This is a genomic window from Nitrosopumilus sp., from assembly GCA_029862745.1.
Classification (GTDB): domain Archaea; phylum Thermoproteota; class Nitrososphaeria; order Nitrososphaerales; family Nitrosopumilaceae; genus Nitrosopumilus.
On record JAOTWS010000006.1, the window covers coordinates 30,709 to 44,380 of the forward strand.

The 13,672-nt window shown below is 33.0% G+C and carries 12 protein-coding genes and 1 tRNA gene; 9 read left to right on the forward strand and 4 right to left on the reverse strand.

The window, feature by feature from the left end:
• Positions 1 to 41: 41 nt before the first annotated feature.
• The gene (locus tag OEM44_07525; protein MDH3516649.1) at positions 42 to 926 is read right to left on the reverse strand and encodes a hypothetical protein; all 885 of its coding nucleotides are present in this window, start codon (positions 924 to 926) and stop codon (positions 42 to 44) included.
• A 110-nt stretch (positions 927 to 1,036) separates the two neighbouring features.
• On the opposite strand from OEM44_07525, the gene OEM44_07530 reads away from it, so the two are divergent.
• From OEM44_07530 to OEM44_07545, 4 genes are all read left to right on the forward strand, one after another.
• Positions 1,037 to 1,111 (forward strand) — tRNA-Glu (locus tag OEM44_07530).
• Between the two features lie 510 nt (positions 1,112 to 1,621).
• Positions 1,622 to 1,792, forward strand: a complete 171-nt coding sequence (locus OEM44_07535; GenBank protein ID MDH3516650.1) for a hypothetical protein — start codon at positions 1,622 to 1,624, stop codon at positions 1,790 to 1,792.
• A 182-nt stretch (positions 1,793 to 1,974) separates the two neighbouring features.
• The gene (locus tag OEM44_07540) at positions 1,975 to 3,639 is read left to right on the forward strand and encodes a fibronectin type III domain-containing protein (GenBank protein MDH3516651.1); all 1,665 of its coding nucleotides are present in this window, start codon (positions 1,975 to 1,977) and stop codon (positions 3,637 to 3,639) included.
• Complete coding sequence (locus OEM44_07545) at positions 3,636 to 4,967, forward strand: hypothetical protein (GenBank protein MDH3516652.1); 1,332 nt, start codon at positions 3,636 to 3,638, stop codon at positions 4,965 to 4,967. The genes OEM44_07540 and OEM44_07545 overlap by 4 nt, the downstream gene beginning before the upstream one ends.
• Positions 4,968 to 5,395: 428 nt before the next feature.
• Here OEM44_07545 and OEM44_07550 read toward each other — a convergent pair whose 3' ends face one another.
• Positions 5,396 to 5,572 carry a (4Fe-4S)-binding protein gene (locus OEM44_07550; protein ID MDH3516653.1) on the reverse strand — a complete coding sequence of 59 codons (177 nt, stop codon included), beginning with the start codon at positions 5,570 to 5,572 and terminating at the stop codon, positions 5,396 to 5,398.
• Between the two features lie 153 nt (positions 5,573 to 5,725).
• On the opposite strand from OEM44_07550, the gene OEM44_07555 reads away from it, so the two are divergent.
• From OEM44_07555 to OEM44_07575, 5 genes are all read left to right on the forward strand, one after another.
• The gene (locus tag OEM44_07555; GenBank protein MDH3516654.1) at positions 5,726 to 7,072 is read left to right on the forward strand and encodes an SMP-30/gluconolactonase/LRE family protein; all 1,347 of its coding nucleotides are present in this window, start codon (positions 5,726 to 5,728) and stop codon (positions 7,070 to 7,072) included.
• A gap of 1,201 nt (positions 7,073 to 8,273) precedes the next feature.
• Positions 8,274 to 9,215: a deoxyhypusine synthase gene (locus tag OEM44_07560; GenBank protein ID MDH3516655.1), complete on the forward strand. Its 942-nt coding sequence runs from the start codon at positions 8,274 to 8,276 to the stop codon at positions 9,213 to 9,215.
• Positions 9,216 to 9,417: 202 nt separating this feature from the next.
• A complete protein-coding gene (locus OEM44_07565) occupies positions 9,418 to 9,783 on the forward strand; it encodes a YnfA family protein (GenBank protein ID MDH3516656.1) in 366 nt (121 codons plus the stop codon).
• Positions 9,771 to 10,097: a YnfA family protein gene (locus OEM44_07570; GenBank protein MDH3516657.1), complete on the forward strand. Its 327-nt coding sequence runs from the start codon at positions 9,771 to 9,773 to the stop codon at positions 10,095 to 10,097. The genes OEM44_07565 and OEM44_07570 overlap by 13 nt, the downstream gene beginning before the upstream one ends.
• 228 nt (positions 10,098 to 10,325) lie before the next feature.
• The gene (locus OEM44_07575; GenBank protein MDH3516658.1) at positions 10,326 to 11,198 is read left to right on the forward strand and encodes a proline dehydrogenase family protein; all 873 of its coding nucleotides are present in this window, start codon (positions 10,326 to 10,328) and stop codon (positions 11,196 to 11,198) included.
• Here the strand turns inward: OEM44_07575 and OEM44_07580 are convergent.
• Both OEM44_07580 and OEM44_07585 read right to left on the reverse strand, forming a co-directional pair.
• A complete protein-coding gene (locus tag OEM44_07580; protein MDH3516659.1) occupies positions 11,180 to 12,745 on the reverse strand; it encodes an aldehyde dehydrogenase family protein in 1,566 nt (521 codons plus the stop codon). The genes OEM44_07575 and OEM44_07580 overlap by 19 nt on opposite strands.
• A gap of 38 nt (positions 12,746 to 12,783) precedes the next feature.
• A complete protein-coding gene (locus OEM44_07585) occupies positions 12,784 to 13,623 on the reverse strand; it encodes an arginase family protein (protein ID MDH3516660.1) in 840 nt (279 codons plus the stop codon).
• Positions 13,624 to 13,672: the final 49 nt, after the last annotated feature.

A 13,672-nucleotide genomic window follows, 5' to 3' on the forward strand; every position in this document is an offset into this window, starting at 1 on the left:
ATCTTACTTCTTTTAAAAGGTTAGTACATGGACATAGAATGTCAGGCACTTGAAATGATCTCAAGAATGGAATTTGCTGATTTTTGTACAGTTTCTGATTGCTGTTCTAAGAGATTTTCATCAACCTCGATGTCAAAAGCAACCTTCAGAAGATAGATAAGATCTTGTCTTTGACTTAAATTATCCTTGATTTTTAGAAAGTTTTCTTTATTGATATAACCTAGATAAAAATAGCAATCAGAAAGCATCGAATTTCTTACAAAAAAATCGTGTTTTTGCTGAATAATTTGAGAATGGTTATTTTTTTCAATTAAATCTGAAAAACCAATTGTTGATTTTAGCATACGTTCAAGTAATGTAGGAATCGATCTCTCAATTCCAACTGTTTGGGTTACTATAGAGATATTTTTATTGATAAGAGTTTTCTTTAACTTTCTAAGTAAATCAAGCATATGAGAAGGACTTGATCTTTGATGGTTAATTGCAGATATGGCATCAGCTAAATAATAAGTAGCACATTTTTGCCAACAAGGCGCAAATACATCTGATGTTTGAATAGATTCTTTAGTTTTTTGACAACAGAATAGAGATTCAATTAAACAATTTTTTGCAAAATCCATGAATAATAAAGAACGTTTTTCTTTAATTTTAGAAAGTAGCATTCGTAAATCCCACGACTCATCATTAATGATTTGAAGGTTGTCGTATTGAAGTAGTTTTTTTGATTGGATTTCAGATAAAGATGCATGATGAATCATGACAAAATTATTTTCAAATTTAATGATTTTTTCAGATTCTGACTTTTCATCAAATACAACAATATCATAATCACAAGAATCAAAATTAAAATCAGAAACTTGGCAACCTGCTAATCCAATTGGGAATTCAGATAAACCTTGTTCTTTGACAAATTTTTGAAGATCCATGTAATTGAATATGATTAATTTTCTATAAAGGAAGAAACTTACAAAATTTCACAAATTCATGCAAAGTCAAAACATTTCCTTTAAATTAAGATTGGATTCATTTTTAGCAAGCTCCTATAGTGTAGTCCGGTTAAGCATTTTGGCTTCTCAAGCCAAAGACTCGGGTTCAAATCCCGATGGGAGCATATCATTTGTGACTAAAATATACACAGATCAATGATAGACATGAATTAAATCTAGTTAAAATACAGGATTATATTTTTCCAGATTTAACTAATTTCTATTTTGCATGATATTATTAATCAACTCCATTGACTTTTTGAAATCTTCAAATTTTGTGCTTTACAAGAACATCAACTATCTGAATGACTGCATTATAATCTACAAGGATGGTACCAGCAAAGATGTTCCAGAAAATACATGTAGGAATTGTGCTACTAAGATAAATGCAAAAAATCCTGAGAATATATTCATTATAATCCTAGAGCAAGTACTTGGGTAGAATTATCAGAAAATAAATGATATGTGTTAATTGACATTCACGTTTTGAGAATACATAATTAATTATTTTTGATTAAAGAAATTTACTTTAATATTTTAGTTTTCTTGCTCTCACTTTGAATGTCATTTCATTAAAAAAAGGCATACCACAAACCCTTAGTCATACTGTAATAATCAGTCATCGATGATTCATCATGCAAAGTTTAACTTTAAAACCAAGGCAATCTGAGCCTATGAACACTCTGGTAGAAACACCAGTAAAAGAAAGAGAAAAAATTCACATTAACACAGTATCAAGACAAAACACGTCTGCAATGGATATGATGGGCTTGTCATGGATATTTGTTGAGGATGACTACTCTTGATTCAAAGAATGTTGTCTTCAATATCCAAAAGTCTGCGAAAAAATAGCCATCTAGAATTTAATCCTGAGGTATTAGAGGCTTTCAAATGATTATGGGTCAAATCATCATATCATACTTAATACATATACCTAACTGTGAGTAACATGCTAAATAAAATTAATTTTCTATTAACTCTAGTTTTCTTGTCTTCTATTTCATTAATAATTTCACAGGATAATGAAATTTTTGCTCAAACTTCTTCAGTACCTGAACCGATAACTGATCTGATTGCAATTCCTGGAAATGGCGAAGTTAGTCTATCCTGGACTGCCCCTTACAATAACGGATCTCCAATCATATCTTATAAAATAATACAATGGGAGACTGGCTCTGATGTGTTTACCACTTTTCCTAACCTAAGTACGACAACCCAGGCAACTGCAACTGGACTCAAAAATAACATTTCTTATAGTTTCAAGGTGATTGCAGTGAACTCTGTAGGTCAAAGTGTAGATTCCAATATTGCATCTGCCAAACCCCTGCCCACTGCACCCTCAACTGATGTTCCAAACCAAATCACTAACCTTATTGCAACAAGAGGAGACAGTAAGGTGAACCTATCATGGAGTAAACCAAATGACAATGGCTCACCAATTACAAGCTACAAAATAACATATTGGCAAATTGGAACTGACAACTTCCAGAAAAAGACAGTTGACGGAAAAGCAATCACTGCACAAATTACTGGATTGACAAACAATGTATCATATGCCTTTAAAATAAATGCAGTAAATACAATAGGCCAAAGTCCTGACTCTAATGTTGATTCTGCAACCCCTTCAAAGTCAGTTATTGCAACAGTTCCAAACCAGGTAAGAGGGGTGGTTGGTATTCCAAGTAACGGTCAGGTGTTTCTCTCATGGATTGAACCATCAGATAATGGGGCACCAATTACAAGCTATAGAATTATTGTAAATGAGAAAGGATCTGCCATAACTACAACATACACTAACATCGGAGATTCAGAAAAAGCCACAATCAGTGGTCTAAAAAACAATGTAACTTATGATTTTAAAATATCTGCAGTGAACTCTGTAGGTATTGGAAAGGAATCGAATTTAATATCAGTCACCCCAAACAACAAGGTTCCAATTATAATAACGGGTCTCAAGGCGGTATCTGGAGATAGCAAGGTAACTTTATCATGGTCAGTATCATCTAATGCACTAGATGACATTACAGGGTATATAGTAAGGGAATTTAGGACTGGTGCGGATTCATTTGTGTCTCATTCCATTATTGGCAAGTCCACAACTGCAACAATTAATGGCCTTACAAATGGCATACCTTATGGATTCAGAGTATTAGGAGTTAATCCAGGTGGTATAGGTACTGAATCCAACATTGTATACGTTACACCAATGCCTCAATCCAAAACAACATCAATGGTACCTACACAGATAGGTGATCTTAGAGCAACTGTTGGTGAGAATCAAGTGAAATTATCGTGGAGTAAACCATTTGATAATGGCTTTCCAATTACAGGATACAAAATCATTCAATCAATTACTGGTTCTAGCTCATTTACTACCATACCAAAATCAGATACTATTCCTGAGGTAATAATTACTGGATTGACAAATGATGCATCCTACAACTTTAAGGTCTCAGCTATAAATTCAGAAGGTACAGGCAAAGAATCAATAGCAGTTTCTGCCATTCCAAAATCGCCAACTGCACCAAAGTATGTAATCCCACAATGGATAAAGATAAATGCCGAATGGTGGTCTCAAGGTTTGATTTCTGACTCTGAGTATGTTCAAGCAATAGAATACATGATAAATCAAGGAATAATCAAAATAAGATGATAGTTGGGAAATCTTTTTATCCAATTAAAAAGGAGTTTGATACCTTGAGAAAACAAGTCCCAATTATTTTTGTATTATTTGTAGTATCTTTTATGATAGCAGGGATCAGTATGCAAGATTCTTTTGCAGATATCATACCTCCAAAAAAACAAACCAGTTTAGGAATATCTCCAGAGGACATAGTATGTGAAAGTGGAATGTTCAAGGTGTTCAGAGAAGTAACCAACTCTGTTGCATGTGTCAAACCAAATAGTGTATCAAAGCTTGTCTCTTATGGATGGTCAAAAGCAGTAGATCAAAACGCTCTAGGCCTTCAGCTAAACAAAGAAAGTATTTCTCTGGGAACAATAAACAAACTATATGCAGAGCCAGTAAAGACACAGTTTGGTAAGTTAACTCCAAAGTCACCTACAGCAGGATATAATTTTGCATTTGAGGTATGTGCCACTCAAAAGATCTACGTTCCAGATGTTCTAATAAAATCAGACAGTGAGACACAACACTATGAGATACCAGAAAACATTGAACCAAACAAATGTGTTCTTAGTGTCACCTTTATCAAGGCCGCAGATCCAAATTCAATTAAGGTCACACTGTTAAACAAGGGCGATATCTCAAAGAATCTCTCAGAGATAGAGACCAAAATAGCCTCACTTGAAAAAGAACTTGCCATGGCAAAAAAATTACTTGGAACCAAGGACTCACCTGATGTGGTCCAAGGCTCAAAGATTTCTGAACTAAGAAAACAGCTAAACGATGCTAAAGAAGACCTATACAGATTGTACTTTACCGTCCATGCAGTACCAAAAGAAAAGTACAATATTCAAAAGCTATCCTTCACTGGTACTCCAATTGAGGGTGAGTTAGCCAACATAATAGCAGTAAAAAAAGCAATTGTGGGAGACAACACATATGATACAATCTTTGAGGTTTGTGCTGGAAAGGTTCAGGTCAGATTACCAGTAATAACTATTTCTTCAGATATTGAAACTACCAACATTAATCTAGGTGACAGAATTGCACCAAATTCTTGTCAAATGACATTCGTTAAGATAACAGCAACTGATCCTGCAAGTATTAAAGTAAACCCAGCTGCCAACTCTGAATCCAGCAAAAAAGTATCTGATCTGGAAACCCAAATATCAAAACTACAAAAGGAACTAAACAACGCAAAGGAATTACTACGTTCATTACTACATGACTCTAAAAGACCTTCGAACTTTAATGAACAAGTAGAAATGCATAGCTCAAACATCATTCAATTAAGAAACCAGATTAATTTGATAAAGGCAGAGTATAATGGTGTTTTATACCAAGCATATAGATAGTTAAGTCCATTTGGATGATTTTTAAAAAATTCACAATTATACTGTTTAATCATGTTATTGGATAATCTTTTCTACTATGATATCTTGTCACTCTAATTCTAACTAATTGGATTCTTACAATATCGATTTGGTGAATAAATAATCCTAAAATTGAATCTAATTGAATATAAAATATAGAAAAGACCCTAGTTGAGTCGTGTCTCTTTGGTTCCCAACAGAATTGTATCTCTACTAAAACCGTCTACATGTTCTTTTTTTATTATTTTTGTCATCACTTGTTGTGTATCGTTATTACTATTAAAGGACATCAATATAGTTTCGTAACAAACCATATTCCTTTGTAATACAGTACAGATGTTGAGAATCTAAAATAAAGTGGATTCACTCCATCTACGAATCAAACTCTATTGATAACTTGCACTAGATAATTACTCTATCTTCAAAGCCTTTGAGGGACACTGACTTACTGTCTTTCTTATTTGCTCTTCGGTGGCTCCATCTTGTGTTATGACGAAATTTCCATCTTTTACCTGAAATACCGATGGCAATGTCTTTACACAATTGGCAGAATGAGTGCAAATGGTTTTGTCATATGTTACTTTCATGATTTGAAATGATCATGATTGGTAATAAGAGATTCTAATCTCTAAACGAGAGGTTATGCTAGAGAGAAACACTCAGAGTAGACAGGTAATGTCTTAGTTTTTTGTATCTCTAATTTCATAATACTTTAATCATACATATTTTTCTAAGTATTGTTGAATAGTGGTAAATCCAATACTAAAAAATTGGTTATTATTGGCATTGTAATTGCAACAATCATTATCGGGATTTCAGCTTATCTGGTTACTAGTGAACCTATACAACCCAAAGTAATGATTACTCCAATAACTGCAGGTCCATACTATGTTGACATTCCAATAATCTTTACCTCTAGTTTCAACAATACTAATGGATATAATTTTGATAAATATGAATATCAATGGGATTTTGGTGATGGAAATAAACAAAATATTGTTGGTAATCAAGAGATCTATCACACATATACAAATGGAGTTCACAAACAAGTGCAACTAGTAGTCAAAGAAAATGATAAAGTGATTGATATCGATAAAATTGATTTGGAGATTAATCCAATTCACTATATTTCACAGTTTGGACATTATGGATCGGGTGACAAAGAATTTCACATCTCAAATGGAATTGCAATAAACAGCAAAGGTAATCTCTATGTTGTTGATCAAGTAAACAATAGAGTTCAGATATTTGATTCAGATGGGAATTTTCTTGATCAAATCGGTGGCCAAAAAAATCCACAAATAAAATTTGAAAGTCCACACGGAATAGCAATAGATGATAATGATAATATTTACATTGCAGATCTAGGACACCAAAAGATAATTGTTTTAGATTATAATGGAAATCTAAAATTTGAATTTGGTTCATTGTGTAATGCTTTATCAGGGGAATATTGCTATGATCCTGATGAAGAGGGGCCACTGGAAAAAGGTGATGGTCAGTTCCATGCACCTTATGATATTGCACTAGATAGTCAAAACAACATCTATGTTACGGACGTGACTAGTTCTTTTGTTCAAAAATTTGATTCAAATGGAACATTTCTAAAAAAATGGGGCGGGCTAGGAATATCTAATGACCAATTCATAAGCTCACACGGAATTGCAATAGATGATAATGATATTGTCTATGTGTCTGATCATGGAAATAATCGGATTCAGGTTTTTGATTCAGATGGCAATTGGCTTAACTCATTTATCAATAATGATTTAGAGGGTAAAATTATTTTTGATGAACCACGGGGTTTGAACATACATGAAAATATCATGTATGTCACTAATGGTGGCACACATGACAACATAATTGCTTTTGATATAAAAAATGGCGTTAGGCTTTTTGAATTTGGTTCTTTTTGTAAGATGGATGAGAATTCTGAATGCAGAGATTTAGATGGAGAAAATGGAGGATTACGTATAGGAGATATGCAGTTTAATGAACCACATGACATGGCTATCAATAAGGATGGAAAAATCTTTGTTACCGATGGATTTAATCACAGGGTTCAGGTTTTTTCAATCAAGCAATAAATGTTTCAAGCATCTTAAATTACTAATTTTGATATCAAACCATAATCTCATATGTAATCAATGAGATTCTTTTTGGAAGATCAGATGGATTCTTTATAAGAGAATCAAAATAACAGCCACAAGAGAAATTTCCGTCAGAAAATTTGATCTATGATACAAATTGACTTGGTAGAGCCACCAAACTTCTTAAGCCACAAAACACTGCCTAATAAAACACAAGATAAATGATTTATGAGAAATGTCTATAACCATGTAAACTTCCAGCTGATTCATGGACTATTCCAAATATCTGCATTGTCCGGATTGTCGAGAATCAGGACTATACTGTAACAAACACAGAAGAGAGGTTGAAACAACCTTGCGCAAGAGGGAGTTAAGCAAGATATTGAAAATGAAGAACTACAAGTCTCCACAATATGTGCACGCAATCAAAGGACTGTTTGAATCCTATGAAATATGGAAGACAATTGAGCCTACAACAAAATAGACCAAATCAGTTATTCGCACTATAGTTAGTTAATACAGTTGTTACACAATTTCTCATACGCATATGTATCATCAAATGACCACAAGATAACCTCAAACGTATAGATATCTGTTACAAAATCCAATTAAATTATTGTTAATCATAATAATGACACGAATAAGAGTAGCTGACTCCAAATGCATAGTCTACATACAGTGGGTACATGATACAATTGATTCGGTCAATAATTAACAAACCATGCTAACAATACATAATGGGTTTTATTGAAAAGTAGCTATTGTTTTGTCAAAAATTATCAAATATTAGTAATGGGAATAGTTTGAATGTTACAAACAAATCAAAAATTTGGATCTTAAAACCAACAATGATTAGTTGTTTGGTGAGAGTTCCAAACATACATAATCATCCAGAAATAGTATTTAGATCATTCTGAGGAATCATATGTTTTGTTTTTATTCAAAATCTTGTATATACTAATCATGAGCAATCAAAATAAATCAAAATGAAGTTCAATTCGCAATTGTAGAAAAAATTTTACAAAGGTTTAGTCTTAGAATTGTAAATATTTCATTTACAGAGTATTATGGTATCATTATTGAAATTGAAAAACTTTAACAATTAGAATTCAGGATTTAATTTAAAGACAAAATATAAGTTTAAGTTTTTGAATTTAGACTAGGCATAATTTTATACTCAGTATTAACATAGCAAGTAATGATAGAACCAGGGAATCCAGTAAAAGATATCCAGATTGACTCAAACACCTCAATAGAGGAAATTTTTAAGGAGATGTCCAAATCAGGAGGATTTGAATCAGTGAATTTAACAGACGGGTTAGATATACTGACTGATATGATTTCAGATAAACAATGTTTGAAATTTGTCTCATTTGTTGCAGCCATAGTTTCTACAGGTACCAGAGGAATCATCAAGGATATGATCAAAAACAAATGGTTTGATGTAGCTATGGTCACATGTGGATCATTGGATCATGACATTGCAAAACATTTTTCACATTACAAAGAAGGGTCATTTACAATGGATGATGCAGAATTATCAAACCAAGGTATACACAGATTAGGCAATGTGCTTGTTCCAATGGAGAGTTATGGACCTCTCATTGAAGAAAAGATCCAATCATTTTTGGAAGAAGAATATCAAAAGGGAACAAAGGAAATGACCACAGCTGACATAACCAAGATGATTGGAAAACATCTAGGAGAGGACTCTTATCTCTATTGGGCATACAAAAATGATGTCAAAGTAATAGTTCCAGGCATAATGGATGGTGCAGTAGGAAGCCAAATTTGGATGTTCACGCAAAAACATAATGATTTCAAACTAAATATGATCGGAGATGCGAATCTTATTTCAGGACTGATTTTCAAAGCTGAGAAATCAGGGGCATTTATGATTGGCGGAGGAATATCTAAACATCATACATTATGGTGGAATCAATACAGAGACGGACTAGATTATGCATTTTACATTACAACTGCACAAGAATTTGACGGAAGCCTAAGTGGTGCATTAGTTAAAGAGGCAATATCATGGGGTAAAGTGACACAAAATGCAAAACATGCAACTCTACATGCAGAAGTAACAACAATTTTACCATTCATTTATGCAGCATTAATTTCAAGATTACAAAAATAGTGTGAATCAAACAAATTTTTAGTGTTTTCATCTATCAAATTCTTTATATCAAAATGTTGTTTCCAATTATTGTCTCAATAACATTCTGGAAAAATACACATATTACATTCTTCTGGATTTTTTGCAACGGTTATAATTTATCTAAAACATGAATCTAGGATCTAAGTTTATTATTATACCATTGCAGGATTGAAAATATTGGTTGACAGAAAAACTTGATCAGATTTTATATTCCATCATGTTGTTTGTTCTAGCTGGTCTTTGTGAGATTGGTGGAGGATACCTAGTATGGCTTTGGTTACGCGAAGACTTTAGTTGGATTTTAGGTGCAGTTGGAGGATTTGTGTTATTCTTGTATGGTATAGTTCCAACATTTCAGAAAGCTCGCTTTCACAGAGTCTATGCAGCATATGGCGGTGTTTTTATTGCAATGTCTGTGTTCTGGGGATGGTTAGTTGATGGAGTGATACCTGATAATTATGACATTATTGGAGCAATAATTGCAATGATTGGAGTTTTGATAATTTTCTACTATCCAAGAAAAGGAGAAAAAATTTGGTCGAAATAACAACTCTTGGCATATTCTTTTTTGCAGCATTATTAGAAATCGGTGGAGGGTACTTAGTATGGAAATGGCTAAAAGATCATAAAACAAAAATTTTTGGATTGGTTGGAGCATTAATTCTATTTTCTTATGGAGTTGTCATGACTTTACAGCCTGAAAACTTTGGTAAAGTGTATGCAACATATGGTGGAATTTTTGTTGTATCATCAATAATCTGGGGATACTGGATTGACAAGAAAAAACCGGACAGATTTGAAATTATTGGTTCAGTAATTGTCTTGATTGGAGTTTCTGTGATATTTTATTTTCCAAGATAATTGTTTTGATATTAATCACAAGCATGAATTTCTTTTGACACGTCATATTATGTATAATATTTTAGTTTATTGAGGAATCATATTTTTTATGCAAATGTTGGTTTTGATATAGAATAAAACAGAACATCATAAATGATATGCTTAGTTACTTATGTAACTTCAGAATTACTGTAAAGGGATGTGTTACATGGTGTCAAGCTAATATCATACTTTAGTAAGAATACAACTATGGTAAATGCACTAAGGATGATGGAGAAACTTCTTTTCAAGTTTGCAAAGCAGTGGATTGCAGGAGATGATATTGATGATGCACTGACATCTGCAAAAGAAGCATACAAGAATGGCAGACATGCAATAATCAATAAACTTGGAGAATATCATAAAACTAATGATCCTATAGAAAAAACAACCATAGAGTACGAGAAGATAATTTCATCATTTAGAAAGTGGAATGTAAGGGGAGCTATATCAATAAAGCCTACACAGGTTGGAATGTCAATAAATTGCAAAACATGTCTTAAAAATTTTGAGAGGTTAATTGATTCAGCCTCAAGTTCACATGTATTTGTATGGATTGATATGGAATCATCAGAACATACAGATGATACAATTCAGCTTTACTATGATCTGTTTTCCAGATACGAGAGATTAGGGATAGCAATTCAGGCCAATCTGAAGCGTAGTGTTGATGATGTAAAAGATCTCATTAGGCACGGAGCAAAGATTAGAATTGTAAAGGGGGCATATAAAGAAAAAAATAGAATTGCATACAAAACAAGAAAAAAAGTAGACCAAAATTTTCTAAAAATCATGAAATTGTTGTTCAGAGATGCAAATGAGTTTGCAGTTGCAACTCATGATTTAAAATTAATTGATGATGCTATTTCATTATCAAAAAAATATCTGAAAAAATTCGAGTTTCAGTTACTAAAAGGAGTCAGAGATGAACTAAAACCAAAACTAGTAAAACAAGGATTCATGGTATCAGATTACATTCCGTACGGAACAAACTGGCTTCCATATTCAATTAGGAGACTACGTGAAAGAAAGAGAAACATACTATTGTTAGGAAATTCGTTTATTCAATCACACAAGGTTTGAGTTTGTGAGCGCATAAATTGTTGCAAGTAATGTTCCCCACCAGCTCCTTTTCCAGTAATTCCAGAGCTTTTCCAACCAACAAATGGTTGACTTTGTACAAGAGCAGCAGTAGTTGCACTTGATTCTCTGTTTGCATATACAGTTCCTGCTTGAATTTTTTCGAAGAATTTGTTTATTTGATTTTTATCCTCTGAAAAAATTCCTGCAGTTAGGCCATATTCAGATTTATTTGCTAAGGTAATTGCTTCATCAAAATCATCATAAGTATCAATGCACAAAAAAGGCAAAAACAATTCTTCAGTCACAAGTTTATGATCTTTTGGAAGATCAGTGACAATAGTTGGCTGAACAAAATAACCATTTTCACACTCCGAATTGGTAATTTTGTTTCCACCAAAAATTATTTTGCCATCTTTTTTTGCAAGATTTACGGCATTTTCAAATTTTGATATAGAATCATTGTTAATTACTGGACCCAAAAATGTTTCACGATTCCAGGGCATGCCAATCTTTAATGAAGCACTCTTTTCAATAATTTTTTTGAGAAACTGTTGAGAAACATTCTTTTGCACATAAACGCGAGAACATGCACTGCATTTTTGTCCCCCAAATCCAAATGCGGCACGCATCACACCTTCAGATGCTTTGTCCAAATCTGCATTGTTTGTAACAATTACAGGGTTTTTTCCGCCCATTTCAGCAATGAATGGTTTTGACGTTTTTTTTGTGAATTTTTTGAAACCCATCATCCCTACAGCTTGAGAACCAGTAAATGCAATACCATCAATATCGTTACTTTCAATGAGCATTTTTCCAACAACAGTTCCATCACCAGTAACAAAATTAATCACACCTTGCGGCAGTTTTTCAACAATAGATTCAATAAAAAAGTATGAAGATAACGGAGTTGCACTTGCTGGTTTTAGTACAGCGGTATTACCAGTAAGCAACGCGCCAGTTGTCATTCCTATTGCAATTGCAGATGGAAAATTAAAAGGAGAGATTATTCCCCACACTCCATAAGGCTTGAGAACAGTCCTAGTTTTTTCATGAGGGTTTGGGTGAGGAGTTTGTTTACAAAACCCCTCATTTTTCTCAAGTTGGAATGAGTAAAATCTCATAAAGTCAATTGCCTCATCCACATCATTTATTGCCTCAATTCTGGTTTTTCCATTTTCAAAAGACATCCAGGCTGCCAATTCAAACTTTAATTTAGAAAATTCATTAGCAGTTTGTTTAAAAATATTAGATCTCTTTTGATACGATACATTACTCCATTTCTCAAAAGCATTTTTTGCAGAAGTTATGGCTTCTTTTGTTTGTGATTCATCAATTTTTGGAAAAGTGCCAAGAACAAGTCTAGTATCAGACGGAGACCTTACATCAAAAGTGTTTTCTGAGAAGACTTTTTTGCCATTAATTATGCACGGATATTGTTTCCCAAATTTTTTTTTAATACACGTTACAGCATCATCAAATTTTTTATCAAATTCATCTTGTTTTCCTTGGGATACTGCATTGCCCCAAGTATATTCATTTTCAAACATATCTATGATTAGAATTTGTTGAATTTAAAGTCACAATATTATTTGACTGAGGATATTACCTCACCAATCATCCTAGATGCAAGATGAGATGTTCGATTGTTGATATCATATGTAGGGCACACCTCTACTAGATCCATTCCCAGAATGCCTTTGCCTACAATTTTTTTGAGAAGATAGATTGCATCTACACTAGATATACCCATAGGTACAGGAACAGAGACGCCAGGTGCATGAGAAGGGTCTATACAATCCATGTCAAATGAGACATATACCGAATCTCCAATAATGTCAAGTATCTTTTGAGATATTTTAGAAATGGATTTTTCTGCAATATCAAAAGGTGTTATGAGATGTATTTGATGTTTTTTTAGGTTATCCAATTCCTCTTGTTCAGGAGTTCTAATTCCAATTTGAACACTAGTTTCTTGTTCAATACAATCTAAAACATCCCCAAAAACAGAGCCATGGTAATTCTTAGTTGATGTAATAAAATCAGGATGAGCATCAAAATATACCAAAGATATTTTATTTGATTTTTGTGCAAGTTGTTTGATAATCTGTGAGCTCATGGAATGGTCACCGCCTATAGATACGGGAATTTTAGAATCAAAAAATATTTTTTCAAATGTTTGTGGAATTTTATCTCTAGCAATATTACCATAATCAAAGACATTTTTGGAAATCCCATTCGTTGGAAGTCCAATGGATTTTTTTTCATCTCTCATGTAGGAATCTACAAGATTGGAGGTTTTTCTTATTTGATCAGGAGCCCTTGAAGTTCCTTCTCGTAGTGAATGAGATTTGGATTCATCAGGAATTCCAATTATTACAATATCACTATCAAGATATTGTGAATTGTTCCAACATATTTTTTCCATCAGTTTAATGTAGCACACATAGATAATAATTTGATTTGTTTGCAATCAC